The sequence below is a fragment of the Sphingomonas sp. UV9 genome, assembly GCF_004101245.1.
Classification (GTDB): Bacteria; Pseudomonadota; Alphaproteobacteria; order Sphingomonadales; family Sphingomonadaceae; genus Sphingomonas.
In genome coordinates this window covers 1,362,354-1,382,963 of the sequence record NZ_SCIN01000001.1, presented here as the reverse complement: position 1 = coordinate 1,382,963, position 20,610 = coordinate 1,362,354, and the positions used below count along the sequence as shown (strand labels likewise).

The following is a 20,610-nucleotide window of genomic DNA, read 5'->3' as shown; positions in this document are numbered from 1 at the left end:
AACCATCGTCGCGGGCCGCCGATCCATGGCCCGGTCGATTGGCGCGCGGCGGTGGCACCCGGACTAGCGGTGTTGCGGCAGATCCAGGCGGGTGAGCAGGCCGCCCAGGTCAGGCGAGCGACCGAGCGTGACCGTGCCGCCGTTCAGTTCGGCGAGTTCGCGCGTGATCGACAGGCCGAAGCCGTGGCCATCGCCCTGCTCGTCGAGGCGCCGACCGGGCAGCATCGCCTGCGCGATCGCGGCATCCCCGATACCGGGGCCGTCGTCCGCGATCGAGAGCGAGACGAGCGGGCCGTCTGCCGCCGCGCCGATCGCGACCGCGCCGCGCGCATGGTGCCAGGCGTTGTCGAGGAGGTTGCCGATCATCTCGTCGAGGTCCTGCGGGTCGATCGCGACCGCGAGATCCGCGGGGAAGTCGATGGCGAGCGCGATCGGGCGATCGGCGTGGATGCGGCGCAACACCGCGACCAGATCGTCGACGGCGGGGGCGATCGGAGTCCGGGTGCGGGCGCCACCGGTCGCGTCGGCGCGGGCACGGCCGAGGTGATGGCGAACGCGGCGGTCGATCTGGTCGACCATGTCGCGGACATCGTCGTCGGCGTTCGCCTCGGCGAGCTTGAGCGATAGCGCGGCGAGCGGGGTTTTCAGGCCGTGGGCGAGGTTGGCGACATGCTGGCGGGCGTGCGCCAGCCCGGCGGCGTTCTGGTCGATGAGCGCGTTGAGTTCGGTGACCAGCGGTTGCAGCTCGCCGGGCTGGTCGTCGGGGACGTGACGTTGCGTACCGACGCGGACGGCGGCGAGCGACGTGCGGAGATCGCGCAGCGGACGCAGGCCGAACCGAAGTTGAAGCAGCGTCGCCAGTGCGAGCCCGCCGCCGAGCAGCGCGAGCGAACCGAGCAGCGGGATCATCGCCTCGCGCAGTGGCTCCTCGACGATCCGGCGGGGACCGATCGCGGTGATCGTCACGGTGCCACGCGGCGTGGCGACGTCCAGGGTGCGCGAGTGAAGCCGCTCGCCGCCACGGTCGCGCGTGTCGCCGGGTTGGAGTTTGCGATCATCCGGGCCGCCGGGGCCGGGGGGAGGCGCGCGCCCAAGATCGGGCCGCGGGGTTGGCGGCGCCGGCCTGGGGGCAGGGGGCGTGATCGGGGCCTCGATCTGGCGCAGGGGTCGGGTCGTGCCGCTGTCGACCCGACCGGCGGGGCCTTCGACCTGCCACGACCAGTCCGATCCGGGCACGTCGAATTCGGGCAGGTCGACCGCGCGCGTCCGGTCGAGCGTCGCATCGGGGCGAACCGCGCGCGCCAGCACCGCCACCTGCGCATCGAGCCGCTCGTCGAGCCCGCGCATGACGAAGCGCTCGAGGACATTGCCGATCGTGATCCCGGCGAATAGCAGCGCGAGCCCGGTCGACAGGCCTGCAATGACGAGCATCCGCCCGAAGAGTGATCTCGGGATGAGGCCGAGGGGCTTCTTCACTTCAGGCAGCCGATCGAGGGGTACGGATCGTCCGTTATGCTCCACCCCGGCGAAGGCCGGGGCCCAATTGGAGAGGTTTCGATTATGTTGGACGACGCTCCAGTACCGATCTTCCCCAATTGGGCCCCGGCCTTCGCCGGGGTGGAGGAGCCCTTGTAGCGCATAGTTTTAGGGATCATCACGCCCCATCCGCCGTCAGCCGATACCCACGCCCGCGCACCGTCTCGATCATCTGCGCGCCGATCTTCCGCCGCAACCGGCCGATGATCACCTCGATCGAGTTCGAGTCCACGTCCGCATCGCCCTCGTAGACCCGCTCGATCAGGTCGGCGCGTTCGATCACCACTTCGCGGCGGAGCATCAGCGCGGACAGGACGCGCCATTCGAACGCGGTGAGCTTCAGCGGCAAACCGTCGAGCTCGAACGTGCCGAGTTGCGCGTCGAAGGCCAGCGGCCCGCACGTCACGCGCGACGCAGCGTGGCCGGCGGCGCGGCGGACCAGCGCGCGCAGGCGCATAACCACCTCCTCGACGCGGAACGGCTTCACGACATAATCGTCGGCGCCAGCCTTGAACCCCTCGACCTTTTCCGACCAGCCGTCGCGCGCGGTGAGGATCAGCACGGGGAGGTCGCGACCGGCTGCACGCCAGTCGCGGAGCACCGACAGCCCGTCGCGCTTGGGGAGGCCGAGGTCGAGCACTGCCGCGTCGTACAGTTCGGTCGCGCCGAGATGGCCGCCGTCCTCGCCATTGCTCGCGACGTCGACCGCGAAATGCTCCGCGCGCAGCGCCCGCGCCAGCCCGTCGGCGATCGCCGCATCGTCCTCGACCAATAATACCCGCATGCGATCGTCCCTATGTCCGAGACCCCAACGGAATCTGAACGGCTTGGTTCAGCGGGCGTCGGCCGCGCGCGCCTAGACGGTGAGTCGTCAAGCACCGAGAGGAAAGACGCAAGTGACCGAACATTCCTACAGCGCCCCGAAGAAGGGCTTCAATTTCCGCGGCAACCGCCTGGCGCTCGCCGCCGCCGGATTGCTCGCCGTCGGTGGCGCCGCCGGTGCCGTCACGGTCGCCGCCACCCGCCCCAGCGTGACGATGGCGCCCGCCACGCCGGTCGCGATCCGCTCGCTCCAGTCGGACGGCCGGTCGGACGGCATCGTCACGATCCGCGGCACCGTCGCCGAAATCTACGGCAACAAGTTCGTGATGGCCGACCCGACCGGCCGCGCGCTGGTCGACCTGGGTCGCGAAGGCGAGGACGGGACGCTGGTCACCGCCGGCCAGCCGGTGACGATCCAGGGCCGGTTCGAGAATGGCTTCGTCCATGCCTCGTTCCTGGTCGGCGCCGGCGGCAAGGTGACTGCGCTCGGCCCCATCGGCGGCCCGCCGCGTGGTCCGGGCGGACCGGGCGGACCGGGTGGACCGGGTGGACCGGGCGGACCGGGTGGACCGGGTGGACCGGGTGGACCGGGTGGACCGGGGCGTGATGGTCCTGGTGGCCCCGGCGGCCCGGGTGCGCCTCCGCCCCCAGCCGGCATGGCGCCTCCACCGCCGCCGATGACTGCGGGTGCGGCGCCAGCACCGGGTGCTCCGACGAGTGTGCCAACCCCGCAGGCTACGCCAGCGACGTGACCAGGATGGAGCCGGTGACGCCGGCTCCATCCTTCGTTCGGGACAGCATTGGAACCGCGCTTATCCCCGCGCCGAACGTCCGATCCTCCCCCTGGCGGGGGGAGGTGGCGCCGAAGGTGACGGAGGGGGAGGACACGGAACAGCGGTTGTTCCTTGCCTCCCCCTCCGTCAGGCTGACGCCTGCCACCTCCCCCTGGCGGGGGAGGAATAATTTAGCGGGCGATCGACGCGACTCGCGGGGCGGCGGCCTGGCGGGCCTGCGTGGCGGGTTGGCGGACCCAGTAGCGGGCGGTGACGGCCAGCGGCAACGCCAGCAGAAGGCCCGCGCCGACGTCCCAGACCCCGTCGCCGATCAATCCCGCACCCAATCCCGCGACGGTCGACGCGCCCAGCAGGATCGGCAGCGCGAAGATCTGGCGGTTGGTCTTGTGGGTCATGCGATTTCTCCCGCCATCACGACTTCGCGGACGCGCTGGTCGCTCGGACCGCCGCGACGCCGCAGCCAAAGATACAGTCCGCTGCCGAGCACGATGATCGTCAATATGTCGAAGATCGCCCAGACGATCTTCATCGCCAAGCCGCCGTAATTCCCGAAATGCAGCGGCTGCGCGAGCAGCATAGCCTGCATGTACCAGGGCATCGGCACGACCGCGTCGAGCCGCCCGGTCGCCGCATCGACGAAGCCGGGGAGCAGCAGCTTCGACGTCAGCGGCGTCGCGCCCTTCAGGAACACGGCGTAGTGATGCTGGCTGCTGAAGACGACGCCGGGGAAGGCGATGAACTGCGGTTCCATCTCGGGTGCCTGGCGCTGCACCGCGTCGAGCGCGGCCTGCACCGAGGCGCGCTGGGGCCCGAGCGGCGTGCGCGTCTCGCTAGCGATGATCTCGGCAAGGCCGTTCGCCTTCCAGATGGCGGTGATCGGCACGACGAAGGTGTTGATCGTGCCCGTCACGCCGACGACGCTCGCCCACACCAGCGTGACGATGCCGAGCAGATTGTGACGATCGAGCCAGCCGAGCCGCTTGCTGCGTCCGCGTCGCAACGTGCCGAAGTCGAGCTTCGCCATGAACGGCGCGTAGAGCACCACGCCCGAGACGATCGCCGCGAAGAAGAGCAGGCCCATCACGCCGAGGAATATCTCCGCCCAGAACCCGAGCAGCATGTCGGTGTGGAGTTCGAGGATGAACGCCATCACGCCCGGCACATAGGGCGGCATCTTGGCACCGGTGCGCGCGTCGAAGGCATGGAAATGCATCGCCGCGGGGGCCGCGTCGGGGGTCGGGCCGGTGGTGACGTAGACGATCGGGCGTTCTTCGTCGAAGCTGACGTAGAGCGGGACTTCGCCGGGGGATACCGTCGCCGCGCGGGCGAGAATGGTGTCGAGCGAGAGCGACGGCGTGCCGGCGGGCAACGTCGCCATCGGCGCGGGCGGGTTGATCCAGCCGTCGATCTCCTCCTCGAAGATCAGCGGCAGGCCGGTCACGCAGAGCATCAGCAGGAACGCGGTGCAGATCAGGCTCGTCCATTTGTGGACGAGGTACCAGGTCTTGATCGTGCCGCGGGTCATGCGCGGGACACGGGCAGATCAGGGGAAAGGCGCTGCGTGCGGGTCACCGGGACACAGGTACAGATTTGATAACGATGTGCAATAGCGATGTGGAGCTGGTGTTCGTTCAACCGATCCTCCCCCGCCAGGGGGAGGTGGCTGGCGCTTGCCAGACGGAGGGGGAGGGAAGGGTAATCTCTGTCGCGTGTCCTCCCCCTCCGTCACCTGCGGTGCCACCTCCCCCCTGCGGGGGAGGATACGAGGTCAGGCTACGCCCGCGCCGCCCGTCACGCCGTAGACCTCACCGGTGATATAACTCCCCTCCTGCGACGCGAGCAGCACATACACCGGGGCGATCTCGACCGGCTGGCCGGGACGCCCGAAATGGCTCTTCGACCCGAACGTCTCGACCATGTCCTGCGGCTGGCCACCGCTCGGCTGGAGCACCGTCCAGAACGGTCCCGGCGCGACGACGTTCGCCCGGATACCCTTCTCGATCAGCTGCTTGGCGAGACCCTTGGTGTACGCGACGATCGCCGCCTTGGTGGTCGCATAGTCGAGCAGATTGTCCGACGGATCATAGCCTTGCACCGACGCGGTCGTGATCACCGCCGCGCCCGCCGGCAGATGCGGCGCGGCGGCCTTCACGAACCAGTGCAGCGCATAGACGTTGGTCTTCATCGTCTGGTCGAAATCGTCGGTCGAGATATCGGCGACGGTCGGCCGGGTCTGCTGGCGGCCGGCATTGACCACCAGCACGTCGAGCCCGCCGAACGCGTCGACCGTCTGCTGCACGGCCGCACGACAGAATGATTCGTCCTTCACATCGCCGGGCAGCGCGAGCGCCTTGCGCCCTTCCGCCTCGATCAGCGCGACGACTTCCTTCGCATCGGCTTCCTCGGCGGGAAGATAGACGATGGCGACGTCGGCGCCTTCGCGGGCATAGGCGATCGCGGCGGCGCGACCGATGCCGCTGTCGCCGCCGGTGATGAGCGCCTTGCGCCCGCCCAGTTTGCCCGAGCCGGTGTAGCTCGTCTCGCCGTGATCGGGCTTCGGGTCCATCTTCGACGCGATCCCCGGTGCTTCCTGCGGCTGTTGCGGAAAGGGGGGCTGCGGATATTGCGTGCGCGGATCCTGCATCGTGAGCCGGTCGGCCATGGGGTGCTCCTGTCTGGGGTAAGCAGGGGCAACCGATGGCCGACCGACCCGGTTGCGCGTTACTTGAGCAGGATCAACGCCTTCGACAGCGTCATGTAGATCCCCCAGAGGATCGGCAGCCCGACCGCGAGCCAAGCGAACACGACCACCGGCGAGGTGCTGCCTTCCGCCGCGACCGTCCCACCGCCCGCCACTGTCTCGACCGCGACCGGCCTGTCGTCCGCGGGCATGTGGAATTTCGCCGCGACCGGCCGGACGAACAGGTTCGCGACGAACCCGGCGACCAGCATCGCCGCCAGCACCCAGAAGATCGGCGGATAGATATCGCCACGCGGCACGCCCGCCGCGATCGCGCGGTCCCGCATGTTCGCGACGAGCAACGGCCCGACCACGCCCGCGGTCGACCACGCGGTCAGCAACCGGCCATGGATCGCGCCGACATATTTCGTCCCGAAAAGGTCGGCGAGATATGCCGGCGCGGTCGCGAACCCGCCGCCGTACATCGAGGCGAGGATGCAGAAGACGAGGATGAACAGGCCGAGCGTCGTGCCCGCCAGTGCCGGTGCCGCGAGACCGTAGAGCAGTGCGCCCGCGACGAGGATGGTCGCGAACATCGGCTTGCGCCCGATCCGGTCGGACAGCCATGCCCAGAAGAACCGTCCGCCGATGTTGAACAGGCTGATCGCGCCGACGAACCCTGCGCCGACCGCCGCTGCCGCCTTTTTCTGGTCGTCGTCGAACGCGGTGAACAACACGCCGGGCGCGTCGATCAGGCGGCCGCCGAACAGCTCCTGCAACATCGGCGAGGCGATGCCGATGATCCCGATCGAGGCGGAGACGTTGAAGAACAGCACCAGCCACACCAGCCAGAATTGCGGCGTGCGGTGCGCGTTCGACAAGGCGACGTTGAAGCGGCTGATCGACGCCTTGGCCGATGTCGGTGGGGTCCAGCCCGCCGGTGCCCAACCTTCGGCAGGCACGCGGTAGCCGATCGCGCCGGCCATCATAAATACGAAATAGACGCTCGCGAGGACCAGGAACGTCTGCCACACGCCGACGCCGGTGGGGCTGGCGAAATGCTTCATCAGCAGGTCGGCAAGCGGTCCGCCGATCATCGCGCCGCCGCCAAAGCCCATGATCGCCATGCCGGTCGCCATGCCGCGTCGATCGGGAAACCATTTGATCAGCGTCGAGACGGGCGAGATGTAGCCGAGCCCCAGCCCGATCCCGCCGATCACGCCCGAGCCGATCCAGATCAGCCAGAGCTGGTGCATCGACACGCCGATCGCGGCGATACCCATGCCGCCGCACCAGCAGAACGCGGCGACGACGCCGGCTTTCCGGGGCCCCGCGCGTTCTAGCCAGCCGCCCCAGATCGCGGCGGCTGCGCCGAGCACGACGAAGAACAGCGTGTACGTCCAGACGAGATCGCTCACCCGCCAGTCGCAGGTCGTCGTGGTCAGTGCGCCGACGAGCGAGAGATTGGCGCAGACGACCGGATCGGAAATCCCGATCGCGCGCGACAAGGGCAGCCAGAACACGCTGAACCCGTACGCCATGCCGATGCACAGGTGGATCGCGAGCGCGCAGGGCGGCACCAGCCAGCGGTTGAAACCCGGTCCGGCAACCGTGCGCGCCCGGCTGAGAAAGCCGTCCGCGCCCGCGTCCCGTTCACCATACTCGCCCGTGTCAGCCATGCCGTCCCCGTTTATCCGCTTATATTCGGGGACGATGGCCGATCAGGCGGTGAATGTCACCTCGAGCGGTTCGAACCCGTCGACCGTCGCCCGCACGGCTTGTCCGCGCCGGATCGGCCCGACGCCGGCAGGGGTGCCGGTGAAGATCAGATCGCCGGGGGCCAGCTCGACGAAGGTCGACAGCGTCGCGATGATTTCGGGCACGCTCCAGATCATCATCGACAGGTCGCCCGACTGGCGCGTCTCGCCGTCGATCGCGAGCGCGATGCTGCCGGCGGCGGCGGGGACGCCCGGCGTCAGCGCGGCGACCGGCGCGGAGCGATCGAAGCCCTTCGCCATGTCCCACGGCCGCCCGGCCTTCTTCGCCGCCGCCTGGAGGTCGCGCCGGGTCAGGTCGATGCCGACGCCCGCGCCGAAGATCATCGCCGCCGCATCCTCGACCGCGACGTCCTTGCCGCCGTTGCCGAGCGCGACGACCAGTTCGACTTCGTGATGCAGGTCTTCGGTCTGCGGCGGGAAGGGCAGGGCGCTGCCATTCTCCACGACCGCGTCGGCAGGCTTCGAGAAGAAGAACGGTTCCTGCCGGTCGGGGTCGGAGCCCATCTCGCGCGCGTGATCGGCATAATTCTGGCCGACGCAGAAAATCCGGCGGACCGGGAAGCGATCGGTCGAGCCGGCGATGGCGACGGTCGGGGCGGTGATCGTGGGAATGTGCATGGTGGCTCCTTTGCCCGACTACATCGACGTGGGACGCCGGCATTGCAACGATCGGCCGAGGCAACCGACCCGGAACGTCTGTCGGGTCGACGGGTTACGGCTAGGCACTAACCGGAGATACCCCAATGCCCAGCACCAACCCCGTGCGGTTCGATCCGTCGGTCGAAACGATCGCACCCGACGAGCAGGAGACGCTGCAGAGCATGAAGGACTCGTTCCAGGAGATACTGGAGACCACCTCGGAGGATTACGGCCATGCGGTCCGGTCGGTCCACGCCAAGGCGCACGGCATCGCGCGCGGCACTTTCACCGTCGCCGATGGCCTGCCGCCCGAACTCGCGCAGGGTATCTTCGCAACGCCGGGCCAGCATGAAGCGATCATCCGGATCTCGACCAACGCCGGCGATATCCTTGACGACAGCATCAGCCTGCCGCGCGGCCTCGCGCTGAAGATTCTCGACGTCGAGGGCGCTCGCCTGCCGGGATCCGAGGGCGACACGACGCAGGACTTCATCATGGTCAACGGCCCGGCCTTCTCCGCGGCGGACCCCAAGGCCTTTGCCAAGAACCTGAAGCTGCTGGCGAAGACGACCGATCGGTTCGAGGGCGTGAAGAAGGCGATGTCGGCCACCTTCCGTGTCGTCGAGTCCGCGCTCGAAGCGGTCGGCGGCAAGTCGGCGACGCTGACCACGCTCGGTGGCGCCAAGCCCGTCCATCCGCTCGGCGAGACCTATTATTCGCAGACGCCGTTCCGTTTCGGCGACTATATCGCGAAGGTCGCGCTGTTCCCGGTATCGCCGGAACTGACGCGGCTGACCGGCGATCTGGTCGACATCACCGCGCGCCCGGACGCGCTGCGCGAAGTCGTCCGCGAGGAGCTGGTCGAGCATGGCGGCAAATGGGAGTTCCGCGTGCAGCTGAACACCGATCTCGAAACGATGCCGATCGAGGACGCGTCGGTGGTCTGGGACGAGGCGGAGAGCCCGTTCGTGACGGTCGCCACGCTCGACGTGCCGACACAGCTTTCATGGGAGCAGGGCGTCACCGATCATACCGACGACGCACTGTCGTACAGCATCTGGCACGGGATCACCGCGCACCAGCCGCTCGGCGGGGTGAACCGCGTGCGCAAGGATACCTACAAGCAGTCGGCAAGCTTCCGCGGTAATTTCAACGGCTGCCCGATGCACCAGCCGACCAAGCTGTCCGAGCTCGCCTGACATGGCGACGGGGGCCCATACACTGAAGCTGTTCCACGTCAGCGACGTCCATTTCGGCGCGGAGGACCCGGCTGCGATCGCGTGGTTCTCCGAGCGCGTCGCGGAGGAAAAACCCGACGCGGTCATCATGACCGGCGACCTGACGATGCGCGCGACCAAGACCGAGTTCCAGCAGGGCGGCGACTGGTTGCGGTCGCTCGGCGTGCCGGTGACGCTGGAAGTCGGCAACCACGACATTCCCTATTACTGGGACCCGTTCCGGCGGTTGTTCTCACCCTATCAACGCTATGCCGCCGTCGAGCAGATGATCGAGCGGCCCTTGGAGCTTCCCGGCCTGACGGTGGTGCCGCTGAAGACGACCGCGCGGGCGCAATGGCGGTGGAACTGGTCGAAGGGGCGGGTGAGTCCCGGTTCGCTCAAGCGCGCGCTGGCGATCATCGCGGACACGCCGAAAGACAATCTGATCTTCATCGGCGCGCATCATCCCCTCATCGAGGGGGGCACGACGGGCACCGCGAAGACTCGTCACGGCGATGCGGCCCTGTCGGCACTCGCCGAGGCCGGCGCGCACGCGGTGCTGTCGGGGCACGTCCACGATCCGTTCGACATTCCCATCGAACGCGAAGGGCGGACGATCCGGATGATCGGCGCGGGCACCTTGTCGAAGCGTACGCGGGGCAGTCCGCCGGCGTTCAACGAAATCCGCGTCAAGGACGGGCGGTTCGAGACGATACCGCGGACCCGGTAGGTCAGCTTTTATAGGGGCTGTTGAGTTCGGCGAGCCAGCCGGCGGCGGGCGGGCGCAGCGTGTCGCTGGCGGCCCTGCGGCGCCGCGCCACGGCGACGTCGATCGCCGTCCGGAATGCCAGCCCCGCCAGCCCGCTCCTGACCCAGACCACGTTGGCGGCGGTCGGCGCGATCGATCCCACGGCGACGACCACGACGGTGCCCGCTGCAAAGTCTCCCGCCTGCGCGATGCAGAGGCCGCTTTCCGATATGTTGGTGACGCGGTGCTGGCTGGCCCCGTCGCGGTCGACGCGAAACACGTCCGCATTCAACATCACGCTCGTCCGCGTTGCACGGGCAAGCGAGGGCGGTTTGTCGCTCGGATCGATCGTCATGGGATGAAAATGCCCAGAGTCGGTGCGGATATCCATGGTTGCGCCGATATTTCTGCGGAATGGTCCGTGTCGGGCCCTTATTTCTTGTCGCCGCCCTGCGTGAAGTCGATCCGGATCTTGACCCAGGCGCCGATCATCGGCTTGCCGCCGACGCGGGGCGGGCGGATGCGGAACTGCCACGCGCTCTGCCGCATCGCCCGCGACAGTCCGGACCCGATCGGGGATTCACCGAGCGACCGGCAATTCTCGACCTGATAGTTCGGGATCGTCTTGCAGGCGATCAACGCCCAGCCACCCGGTGGCGCGCCGTTGGGCAGGAATTCGGCGAGTTCGGCATGGGTGGGCTCGCGGTACCATTCGGCATTGTACAGCCGCTGACCGCCCGGCCCTTCGCCGGGACCATAGGCCGAACCGCTGTCCTGACCCTTCCCCGACCCGCTCCCGCCATCTCCCCCGGCGAGCTGGTCTTCGGGATGCGCGGGCATCTTGGAGATATCGGCGGCGTCGAACATCTCCATCCCGCCCAGCATCTTGATCGGCAGCGGGGGCGGAGACTTCGGCGGGGCAGGGGGTGCCTGCGCGGAGGCGGCGCGCGGCGCGGCCCGCTGCGGCGAGCCACCGCTGGCGCGCTTCTGCTTGGTCGGCGACGGCGTCCGCTTGGCCGGGGTCGGCGTGCTCTGATCGGGCGCCATCTGGAACGTCACAGGATCGCGCGGTTCCTCCGGCTTGACGACCGCCGAGGGGGCCAGCCGCAACAGCAGCAGGATGATCAGGATGTGCGCGATCACCGTCAGCACGAACGCGGCACCGCGGCGTCGCGTGGAAGCGCGCGTCTCGCTCGACGAAGGATGGTACGCCGACCGCATCGGCCGTTCGCCTAGCCTCCCCGCGCCCGCCCCGCAACACGCCAGCGACCTGATGACCAAGAGTTCATCTGCCGGGAGGGGTGGGGGGGGCTGGTTCGCCCGGCGACATCGCAAAAGAAAAGGCCGCCGCCCGGTATCCCGGACGGCGGCCTTTCAGCGCCAATACCTGAAGGGTGCGATGCCCCCGGCCCGATTACTCGGGCGTGTTCAGATACTCGCCGGCATCCGCATCGGTGCCGGTGCCCGAGGTCACGACCGTGGCGAGCGGGTCTTCACCCGTGCCGCCTGCGTCGCGTGCCGAGCGGGCCAGCTCGGCGTCATGCTCTTCCTTCGCATCCTTGGGCGCGATGATCGAGGCTTCGGCCATCTTGCGCTGGGCGACGCGCATCGACGCATCGCGGCTGTTCGCCACGACCCGCAGACGGTTGAGGCCTGCGCCGGTGCCTGCCGGAATGAGCCGGCCGACGATGACGTTTTCCTTCAGGCCCATCAGCATGTCCTGCTTACCCTGGACAGCCGCCTCGGTGAGGACGCGGGTGGTCTCCTGGAACGATGCCGCCGAGATGAAGCTGCGGGTCTGCAGCGACGCCTTGGTGATACCGAGCAGAATCGGCTTACCCTGTGCGCGGGTCTGCTTCTTCTCCAGCTTCTCGTTGGTCGCGTCCATTTCCTCGCGATCGACCTGCTCGCCCTTCAGCAGCGTGGTGTCGCCGCCGTCGGTGATCTCGACCTTCTGCAGCATCTGACGAACGATCGTCTCGATGTGCTTGTCGTTGATCTTCACGCCCTGGAGACGATAGACCTCCTGGATTTCCGACACGAGATACTCGGCGAGGGGTTCGATACCCATCGTCTCGAGGATGTCGTGCGGATCGGGCGAACCGCCGATCAGGTTGTCGCCGCGCTTGACGTAATCGCCTTCCTGCACGTCGATGACCTTCGACTTCGGCACCAGATACTCGACGACGTCGCCGCCATCCTCGGGCTGAATGCCGATCTTGCGCTTCGCCTTGTAGTCCTTGCCGAATACCACGCGGCCCGAGATCTTGGCGATGATCGCCGAGTCCTTGGGGATACGCGCCTCGAACAGCTCGGCAACGCGCGGCAGACCACCGGTGATGTCGCGCGTCTTGGCGCTCTCGCGGCTGACGCGGGCCACGACGTCGCCGCCGAACACCTGTGCGCCATCCTCGACCGACAAGGTCGCACCGATCGCCAGCATGTAGCGGCCGGTCTCGCCCGACGTCTCGTCGAGTAGGGTCATGCGCGGACGCAGATCCTCCTTCGACTTGGTCGCCGCACGATATTCGATCACGACGCGCTGGGCGATGCCCGTGGCTTCATCGGTCTGCTCGGTGAGCGTCTTGCCCTCGATCAGGTCGACATACTTGATCGTGCCCGGGTTCTCCGTGATCACCGGCATGGTGAACGGATCCCACTCGGCCATCCGGTCGCCGCGCGACACGATGTGGCCATCGTCGAACAGCACGTACGCACCGTAAGGGATGCGATCGACCGAGAGCTCGCGGCCGTCCATGTCGACGATCGCGATTTCGCCCGAGCGGCTGAGCACCACGCGACGGCCACGCTGGTCGACGATGATACGCAGATCGCGGAACTGCACCGTACCGTCGGCATGCGCCTCGAGGTTCGACGTCTCGTTGAGCTGCGCTGCACCACCGATGTGGAACGTACGCATGGTCAGCTGCGTGCCCGGCTCACCGATCGACTGCGCGGCGATGACGCCGACAGCTTCACCGATGTTGACCGGCGTACCGCGGGCGAGATCGCGCCCGTAGCACTTGCCGCACACGCCGATCTTGGATTCGCAGACCAGCGGGCTGCGGATCTTGCACGACTGCGTGCCGAGCGCCTCGATCGTCGTGATCATCGCCTCGTCGAGCAGCGTGCCCGATGGGATGACGACCTTTTCGGTCTTCGGATCGATGATGTCCTCCGCGGTCGTACGACCGAGGATGCGCTCGCCGAGGCTTGCGATCGTCGAACCACCCTGAAGGATCGCCTTCATTTCGAGCGCGCGCGTGGTACCGCAATCGGGCTCGATGATGACGCAATCCTGCGACACGTCGACCAGACGACGCGTGAGATACCCCGAGTTCGCGGTCTTCAACGCCGTATCCGCGAGGCCCTTACGAGCACCGTGGGTGGAGTTGAAGTATTCGAGGACGGTCAGGCCTTCCTTGAAGTTCGAGATGATCGGCGTTTCGATGATCTCGCCCGACGGCTTGGCCATCAGGCCGCGCATGCCCGCAAGCTGCTTGATCTGTGCCTGCGAACCACGAGCACCCGAGTGGGCCATCATGTAGATCGAGTTGATCGGCTTTTCACGGCCGGTGTCCTCGTCGACCTTCACCGCACGGATCTCGTCCATCATGGCGTTCGCGACCTGGTCGCCGCAACGGCTCCAGGCGTCGATCACCTTGTTGTACTTCTCCTGCTGCGTGATCAGGCCGTCCTGATACTGCTGCTCGAAGTCCTTCACGAGTGCCTTGGTGTCGTCGACCAGACCCACCTTGGCGTCCGGAATGATCATGTCGTCCTTGCCGAACGAGATGCCGGCGCGGAATGCGTGGCGGAAGCCGAGCGTCATGATCGCATCGGCGAACAGCACGGTCTCCTTCTGGCCGGTGTGACGATAGACCTCGTCGATCACGTCGCCCACGTCCTTCTTCGTGAGCAGACGGTTGACGGTGTCGAACGGCACCTTGTGGCTGTGCGGCAGGCACTCGCCCAGCAGCATGCGGCCCGGGGTCGTCTCGTACCGCTTGAGGTACTGCTTGCCCTTCTCGTCGGTCTGCGGAACGCGGCTGATGACCTTGGTGTGCAGCGTGACCGCCTGCGCGTTCAGCGCCTGGTGCACTTCGGCCATGTCACCGAGCAGCATCCCCTGGCCCGGCTCGTTCTCCTTCATCATCGACAGATAATAGAGACCCAGGACCATGTCCTGCGACGGGACGATGATCGGCTTGCCGTTGGCGGGCGACAGGATGTTGTTCGTCGACATCATCAGGACGCGCGCTTCGAGCTGGGCCTCGAGGCTCAGCGGAACGTGCACGGCCATCTGATCGCCGTCGAAATCGGCGTTGAACGCGGAGCAGACCAGCGGGTGAAGCTGGATCGCCTTGCCCTCGATCAGTACCGGCTCGAACGCCTGGATGCCAAGACGGTGAAGCGTCGGCGCACGGTTCAGCATGACCGGATGCTCGCGGATCACCTCGTCCAGGATATCCCAGACTTCCTTGCGCTCCTTCTCGACCCACTTCTTCGCCTGCTTCAGGGTCATCGACAGACCCTTGGCATCGAGACGTGCGTAGATGAACGGCTTGAACAGCTCGAGCGCCATCTTCTTCGGCAGGCCGCACTGGTGCAGCTTCAGCTCAGGCCCGGTCACGATGACCGAACGACCCGAATAGTCGACGCGCTTGCCCAGAAGGTTCTGGCGGAAGCGGCCCTGCTTGCCCTTGAGCATGTCGGACAGCGACTTGAGCGGACGCTTGTTGGCGCCCGTGATCGTGCGACCGCGGCGACCGTTATCGAACAATGCGTCGACGGCCTCCTGCAGCATGCGCTTCTCGTTGCGGACGATGATGTCCGGCGCGCGAAGCTCCATCAGGCGCTTCAGGCGGTTGTTGCGGTTGATCACGCGGCGATACAGATCGTTCAGATCCGATGTCGCGAAACGACCACCGTCCAGCGGCACCAGCGGGCGCAGCTCGGGCGGGATGACCGGCACGACCTCGAGGATCATCCACTCGGGGCGGTTGCCCGAATCGATGAAGCTCTCGACGACCTTCAGGCGCTTGATGATCTTCTTGGGCTTCAGCTCGGACTTGGTGACCGCGAGCTCTTCGAGCAGCGTGGTGCGCTCACCGACGAGATCGAGCGATTCGAGCATGATGCGGACCGCTTCGGCACCGATACCGGCCGAGAACGCGTCCTCGCCATACTGGTCCTGCGCGTCGAGGAGCTCGTCCTCGGTCATCAGCTGGTACTTTTCGAGCGGGGTCAGGCCCGGCTCGATCACGATGTACGCCTCGAAGTACAGAACGCGCTCGAGCTGCTTCAACTGCATGTCGAGCAGCAGGCCGATGCGCGACGGCAGCGACTTCAGGAACCAGATGTGCGCGACCGGGGCGGCGAGCTCGATATGGCCCATCCGCTCACGGCGGACCTTCGAGACGGTAACCTCGACGCCGCACTTCTCGCAAACGATGCCCTTGTACTTCATGCGCTTGTACTTGCCGCACAGGCACTCGTAATCCTTGATCGGACCGAAGATGCGCGCGCAGAACAGGCCGTCACGCTCGGGCTTGAACGTGCGATAGTTGATGGTCTCGGGCTTCTTGATCTCGCCGAACGACCAGCTGCGGATCTTGTCCGGGGACGCGATGCCGATCTGGATCTGGTCGAACGTCTCGGTCTTGGCGACCGGATTGGCGAAGGGGGTCATTTCGTTCATATTTCAGTTCCCGTTTGGGAGAAAATTTCCTGCGAAATTTACGTTGGCTAGCGGCAGGTTTCGAACCTGCATCCTCGACCACTCCGTCGTGCGTCTACCATTTCCGCCACACTAGCCGTAAATTTACTCCGCCGCGATCTGGATGCCGTCGCTGTCGTAGCCGGGCTCCGACTGCTTCAGGTCCACATTCAGGCCGAGCGAGCGCATTTCCTTGACGAGCACGTTGAAGCTCTCCGGGATGCCGGCCTCGAACGTGTCGTCGCCCTTGACGATCGCCTCGTAGACCTTGGTGCGTCCGACCACGTCGTCCGACTTCACCGTCAGCATTTCCTGCAAGGTATACGCCGCGCCGTAGGCCTGGAGTGCCCAGACCTCCATCTCGCCGAAGCGCTGGCCACCGAACTGCGCCTTACCACCCAGCGGCTGCTGCGTGACCAACGAGTACGGCCCGATCGACCGTGCGTGGATCTTGTCGTCGACCAGATGGTGGAGCTTGAGCATGTAGATATACCCAACCGTCACCTTGCGATCGAACTGGTCGCCGGTGCGACCGTCGAACAGATCCGACTGACCCGACGTGTCGAGACCCGCCAGCGCCAGCATCGCCGACACATCGGCTTCGCGGGCACCGTCGAACACCGGCGTCGCCATCGGCACGCCGCCCTTCAGGTTCTTGGCCAGCTCGACAATCTCGTCACCCGAACGGGCGTCGATCTCGGCGTGATACTGCTCGCCATATACCGTCTTGAGACGATCGCGGACCGCCTCCGGCATCGCGCCGGGCTTGGCCTCGGGGTTCTCTTCGCGCCACGTCTCGAGCGCCGCGGTGATCGACTGACCCAGACCGCGTGCGGCCCAGCCCAGATGCGTCTCGAAGATCTGTCCGACGTTCATGCGCGACGGCACGCCCAGCGGGTTGAGCACGATATCGACCGGCGTACCGTCGGCGAGGAACGGCATGTCCTCCGCCGGCAGGATGCGGCTGATGACGCCCTTGTTCCCGTGACGGCCGGCCATCTTGTCGCCCGGCTGCAGCTTGCGCTTCACCGCGACGAACACCTTGACCATCTTCAGCACGCCCGGCGACAGCTCGTCACCACGCTCCAGCTTCTCGCGACGATCGTGGAACTTGTCCGTGATCAGCTTGGCGGCATCGTCATACTGGATCTTGACCGCTTCGAGATCGCTCTGGACCTTGTCCTCGGCGACCGCGAACTTCCACCACTCGTGGCGGTCGACGCTGTCGAGCAGATCCATGTCGATCACGACGCCCTTCTTGACGCCCTTGGGCGCCGAGGTGGCCGTCTGGTCGAGCAGCATCTCGCGGAGACGCGACCAGGTCGCACGGTTCAGGATCGAACGCTCGTCGTCCGAATCCTTCTTCAGGCGCTCGATCTCCTCGCGCTCGATCGCCATCGCGCGCTCGTCCTTGTCGATGCCGTGACGGTTGAAGACGCGAACGTCGACGACCGTACCCGACACGCCCGGCGGCAGGCGAAGCGACGTATCGCGCACGTCGCTGGCCTTCTCACCGAAGATCGCACGGAGAAGCTTCTCCTCCGGCGTCATCGGCGATTCACCCTTCGGCGTGATCTTGCCGGCGAGAATATCGCCCGGCTCGACCTCTGCACCGATGTACACGATGCCCGCTTCGTCGAGGTTGCGAAGCGCTTCCTCGCCGACGTTCGGGATGTCGCGCGTGATGTCCTCAGGCCCAAGCTTCGTGTCGCGGGCCATCACCTCGAACTCGTCGATATGGATCGACGTGAACACGTCGTCCTTCACGATCCGCTCGGAGATCAGGATCGAATCCTCGTAGTTGTAGCCGTTCCACGGCATGAACGCGACGAGGCTGTTGCGACCCAGCGCCAGCTCGCCGAACTCGGTCGACGGGCCGTCGGCGAGCACGTCGCCGGCACGGACCGCATCGCCCACCTTCACCAGCGGACGCTGGTTGATGCAGGTCGACTGGTTCGAGCGCTGGAACTTCATCAGCGTGTAGATGTCGACGCCCGACTTGCCGGCATCGATCTCGCCCGTTGCACGGATCACGATACGTGCCGCGTCGACCTGGTCGACGATGCCCGCACGCTTGGCCGAAATCGCAGCGCCGGAATCCCGTGCCACGGTCTCTTCCATGCCGGTGCCGACGAACGGCGCCTCGGCCTGGACGAGCGGCACGGCCTGACGCTGCATGTTCGAGCCCATCAGGGCTCGGTTGGCGTCATCGTTTTCCAGGAACGGAATGAGCGATGCGGCGACCGAGACGAGCTGCTTGGGGCTGACGTCCATCAGCGTGATGTTGTCGGGCAGCGCCATCAGGAATTCGCCAGCCTGACGCGACGACACCAGCTCCTCGACGAAGCCGTTCGACGAATCGAGCTCGGCGTTGGCCTGCGCGATCGTGTGCTTGGCCTCTTCCATCGCCGACAGGTACACGACGTCGTCGGTCACCTTGTGGTCGACGACCTTGCGGTACGGAGTCTCGATGAAGCCGTACTTGTTCACCCGCGAGAAGCTGGCGAGTGAGTTGATCAGACCGATGTTCGGGCCTTCCGGCGTCTCGATCGGGCAGATGCGGCCGTAATGCGTCGGGTGAACGTCGCGGACTTCGAAGCCGGCGCGCTCACGCGTCAGACCACCTGGTCCAAGTGCCGACACGCGACGCTTGTGGGTGACTTCCGACAGCGGGTTGGTCTGATCCATGAACTGCGACAGCTGCGACGAGCCGAAGAATTCGCGGACCGCGGCAACCGCAGGCTTCGCGTTGATCAGGTCGTTCGGCATGACGGTCGAGACGTCGACCGACGACATGCGCTCCTTCACGGCGCGCTCCATGCGGAGCAGACCGACACGGTACTGGTTCTCGAGCAGCTCGCCGACCGAGCGGACACGACGGTTACCAAGGTTGTCGATATCGTCGATCTCGCCCTTGCCGTCCTTGAGGTTCACGAGCGTCTTGATGACCTCGAGAATGTCCTCGGTACGCAGCGTCGTCACGGTATCCTCGACGTCGAGGTCGAGACGCATGTTCAGCTTCACGCGACCGACGGCCGACAGGTCGTAGCGATCCGGATCGAAGAACAGACCCGAGAACAGCGCCTCGGCCGTCTCCAGCGTCGGCGGCTCACCAGGGCGCATCACGCGGTAAATGTCGGACAGCGCCTGCTCGCGCTCTTCGGCCTTGTCGACCTTAAGCGTGTTGCGGATCCACGGTCCGGTCGCGACGTGATCGATGTCGAGCAGGTCGAGACGCTCGATGCCTGCCTGATCGAGCAGTTCGAGGTTCTCGGCGGTCACTTCGTCACCGGCTTCGATGTAGATGCGGCCGGTCGACTCGTCGATCAGGTCGTATGCCGAATAGCGGCCGAAGATTTCCTCGGTCGGGATCAGCAGGTCGGTGAGACCGTCCTTGAACGCCTTGTTCGCAGCGCGTGGGGAGATCTTCTGGCCGTTCGGGAACACGACTTCGCCGGTCTTCGCATCGACGATGTCGAACATCGGCTTCTGGCCACGCCAGTTCTCGACCTGGAACGGAACGATCCAGCCACCCTGGCCGCGGACGAACGTCACGCGGTTGTAGAAATAGTTGAGGATCTCTTCCGACGTCATGCCGAGCGCGTAGAGCAGCGCCGTGACGGGCAGCTTGCGCTTGCGATCGATGCGGACGTTGACGATGTCCTTGGCGTCGAACTCGAAATCGAGCCACGAACCGCGATACGGAATGACGCGCGCGGCGAACAGATACTTGCCCGAAGCGTGCGTCTTGCCGCGATCGTGATCGAACAGGACGCCCGGCGAACGGTGCATCTGGCTGACGATGACGCGCTCGGTGCCGTTGATGAAGAACGTGCCGTTCTCGGTCATGAGCGGCATGTCGCCCATGTACACGTCCTGCTCCTTGATATCGATGACCGACTTGGCCTCGGTATCGGGATCGACCTCGAACGCGGTCAGACGCAGCGTGACGCGCATCGGGGCTGCATAGGTGATCCCGCGCTGGCGGCATTCCTCGACGTCGAACTTCGGCGGCTCAAGGACGTAATCGTCGAAATCGAGATAGGCGGTGCCGGCGAAATCCTGGATCGGGAACACGCTGCGCAGCGTCTTCTCGAGACCCGATACATGGCCGATCGACTTGTCGGAGCGCAGGAACTGCTCGTAGCTCTCGCGCTGGACCTCGATCAGGTTCGGCATCTGCACGACTTCGTGGATGTTGCCGAAAACCTTGCGGATGCGGCGCTTTGCCGTACCGCTCTCGCCGCGCTGCTTGGGAGCGCCCTCGTTGATCGCCTTGGAAGCCATAGGTTTAATTCGCCCTATAAAACTGACGGGTCAGCACAAAACTGACGCGTCGGCCGTAAATTCGTGTCTGGGAACCCCCAAACGAGACGCACGCTAACGCAAAAAGGCCGCGCGCATCAGGTGCGGCGGCTTCCAGCGTATGAAACCTCGGTATCCAATACGATCGACACGCTGCGCGACGGCCTGTCATTTCCCGGATGCTGTGGTGAGAGGGGGATTTAGGTGCGCGGCGGCGTCTTGTCAACGGGAGCTCCCGTAGGCCGAGCGCCGATCCGGTCCCGATCGAGCGCCGATCGAAACCGCGCAAGGGGTCGATATCCCTCATCCAGGCTGTCGAAAATACTATAGATCAGAGACTGTCGATAGCACTAGGCGCATCCTTCACGAGAG

General features: G+C 66.1%; 14 protein-coding genes and 1 tRNA gene. 3 read left to right on the top strand and 12 right to left on the bottom strand.

From position 1 onward, the window contains the following. Positions 1 to 63 precede the first annotated feature (63 nt). Positions 64 to 1,476 (bottom strand): HAMP domain-containing sensor histidine kinase, encoded by a 1,413-nt coding sequence (locus tag EQZ23_RS06125; protein ID WP_240663308.1) that lies wholly within the window; start codon positions 1,474 to 1,476, stop codon positions 64 to 66. A gap of 178 nt (positions 1,477 to 1,654) precedes the next feature. Continuing rightward, complete coding sequence (locus EQZ23_RS06120) at positions 1,655 to 2,320, bottom strand: response regulator transcription factor (RefSeq protein WP_128453465.1); 666 nt, start codon at positions 2,318 to 2,320, stop codon at positions 1,655 to 1,657. Positions 2,321 to 2,432: 112 nt separating this feature from the next. Between EQZ23_RS06120 and EQZ23_RS19760 the strand changes: the two genes are divergently transcribed. Further along, positions 2,433 to 3,110, top strand: coding sequence for a hypothetical protein (locus EQZ23_RS19760; protein ID WP_164913389.1), 678 nt, complete (start codon positions 2,433 to 2,435; stop codon positions 3,108 to 3,110). 212 nt (positions 3,111 to 3,322) lie between these two features. On the opposite strand, the gene EQZ23_RS06105 is transcribed toward EQZ23_RS19760, so the two are convergent. The 5 genes from EQZ23_RS06105 to EQZ23_RS06085 all read right to left on the bottom strand — a co-directional run bounded on the left by EQZ23_RS06105 (position 3,323) and on the right by EQZ23_RS06085 (position 8,228). Continuing rightward, positions 3,323 to 3,547, bottom strand: a complete 225-nt coding sequence (locus EQZ23_RS06105; protein WP_128453462.1) for a hypothetical protein — start codon at positions 3,545 to 3,547, stop codon at positions 3,323 to 3,325. Beyond that, entirely contained in the window at positions 3,544 to 4,677 is a 1,134-nt protein-coding gene (locus tag EQZ23_RS06100; RefSeq protein ID WP_128453461.1) for a PepSY-associated TM helix domain-containing protein, read from the bottom strand. The genes EQZ23_RS06105 and EQZ23_RS06100 overlap by 4 nt, the downstream gene beginning before the upstream one ends. A gap of 243 nt (positions 4,678 to 4,920) precedes the next feature. Continuing rightward, a complete protein-coding gene (locus tag EQZ23_RS06095; protein WP_128453460.1) occupies positions 4,921 to 5,814 on the bottom strand; it encodes an SDR family oxidoreductase in 894 nt (297 codons plus the stop codon). Between the two features lie 59 nt (positions 5,815 to 5,873). Beyond that, positions 5,874 to 7,511, bottom strand: coding sequence for an OFA family MFS transporter (locus EQZ23_RS06090; protein ID WP_128453459.1), 1,638 nt, complete (start codon positions 7,509 to 7,511; stop codon positions 5,874 to 5,876). A 42-nt stretch (positions 7,512 to 7,553) separates the two neighbouring features. Continuing rightward, positions 7,554 to 8,228: a fumarylacetoacetate hydrolase family protein gene (locus tag EQZ23_RS06085; protein ID WP_128453458.1), complete on the bottom strand. Its 675-nt coding sequence runs from the start codon at positions 8,226 to 8,228 to the stop codon at positions 7,554 to 7,556. Between the two features lie 125 nt (positions 8,229 to 8,353). Here EQZ23_RS06085 and EQZ23_RS06080 point away from each other — a divergent pair, with 125 nt between their 5' ends. Then, on the top strand, positions 8,354 to 9,448 hold the full coding sequence (locus EQZ23_RS06080) for a catalase family protein (protein WP_128453457.1): 1,095 nt from the start codon (positions 8,354 to 8,356) through the stop codon (positions 9,446 to 9,448). A gap of 1 nt (position 9,449) precedes the next feature. Further along, entirely contained in the window at positions 9,450 to 10,196 is a 747-nt protein-coding gene (locus EQZ23_RS06075) for a metallophosphoesterase (protein WP_128453456.1), read from the top strand. Position 10,197: 1 nt separating this feature from the next. Here the strand turns inward: EQZ23_RS06075 and EQZ23_RS06070 are convergent, their stop codons facing one another. The 5 genes from EQZ23_RS06070 to rpoB form a co-directional block, all read right to left on the bottom strand. Then, positions 10,198 to 10,605, bottom strand: a complete 408-nt coding sequence (locus EQZ23_RS06070) for a PilZ domain-containing protein (RefSeq protein WP_128453455.1) — start codon at positions 10,603 to 10,605, stop codon at positions 10,198 to 10,200. A 41-nt stretch (positions 10,606 to 10,646) separates the two neighbouring features. After that, entirely contained in the window at positions 10,647 to 11,435 is a 789-nt protein-coding gene (locus tag EQZ23_RS06065; protein ID WP_240663307.1) for a hypothetical protein, read from the bottom strand. A gap of 193 nt (positions 11,436 to 11,628) precedes the next feature. After that, positions 11,629 to 15,915 (bottom strand): DNA-directed RNA polymerase subunit beta', encoded by a 4,287-nt coding sequence (gene rpoC, locus EQZ23_RS06060; protein WP_128453454.1) that lies wholly within the window; start codon positions 15,913 to 15,915, stop codon positions 11,629 to 11,631. Between the two features lie 45 nt (positions 15,916 to 15,960). Next, positions 15,961 to 16,031, bottom strand: a tRNA-OTHER gene (locus EQZ23_RS19755). 7 nt (positions 16,032 to 16,038) lie between these two features. Further along, positions 16,039 to 20,220: a DNA-directed RNA polymerase subunit beta gene (gene rpoB / locus EQZ23_RS06055; RefSeq protein ID WP_128453453.1), complete on the bottom strand. Its 4,182-nt coding sequence runs from the start codon at positions 20,218 to 20,220 to the stop codon at positions 16,039 to 16,041. Positions 20,221 to 20,610 lie beyond the last annotated feature (390 nt).

Excerpts from the sequence above, each read along its gene's own strand:
- EQZ23_RS06085 (WP_128453458.1), bottom strand. The coding sequence starts at position 8,228 with ATGCACATTCCCACGATCACCGCCCCGACCGTCGCCATCGCCGGCTCG.
- rpoC (WP_128453454.1), bottom strand. The coding sequence starts at position 15,915 with ATGAACGAAATGACCCCCTTCGCCAATCCGGTCGCCAAGACCGAGACG.
- EQZ23_RS06120 (WP_128453465.1), bottom strand. The coding sequence starts at position 2,320 with ATGCGGGTATTATTGGTCGAGGACGATGCGGCGATCGCCGACGGGCTG.
- EQZ23_RS06105 (WP_128453462.1), bottom strand. The coding sequence starts at position 3,547 with ATGACCCACAAGACCAACCGCCAGATCTTCGCGCTGCCGATCCTGCTG.
- EQZ23_RS06095 (WP_128453460.1), bottom strand. The coding sequence starts at position 5,814 with ATGGCCGACCGGCTCACGATGCAGGATCCGCGCACGCAATATCCGCAG.
- rpoB (WP_128453453.1), bottom strand. The coding sequence starts at position 20,220 with ATGGCTTCCAAGGCGATCAACGAGGGCGCTCCCAAGCAGCGCGGCGAG.
- EQZ23_RS06075 (WP_128453456.1), top strand. The coding sequence starts at position 9,450 with ATGGCGACGGGGGCCCATACACTGAAGCTGTTCCACGTCAGCGACGTC.
- EQZ23_RS06070 (WP_128453455.1), bottom strand. The coding sequence starts at position 10,605 with ATGGATATCCGCACCGACTCTGGGCATTTTCATCCCATGACGATCGAT.
- EQZ23_RS06065 (WP_240663307.1), bottom strand. The coding sequence starts at position 11,435 with ATGCGGTCGGCGTACCATCCTTCGTCGAGCGAGACGCGCGCTTCCACG.
- EQZ23_RS06100 (WP_128453461.1), bottom strand. The coding sequence starts at position 4,677 with ATGACCCGCGGCACGATCAAGACCTGGTACCTCGTCCACAAATGGACG.
- EQZ23_RS06080 (WP_128453457.1), top strand. The coding sequence starts at position 8,354 with ATGCCCAGCACCAACCCCGTGCGGTTCGATCCGTCGGTCGAAACGATC.
- EQZ23_RS06090 (WP_128453459.1), bottom strand. The coding sequence starts at position 7,511 with ATGGCTGACACGGGCGAGTATGGTGAACGGGACGCGGGCGCGGACGGC.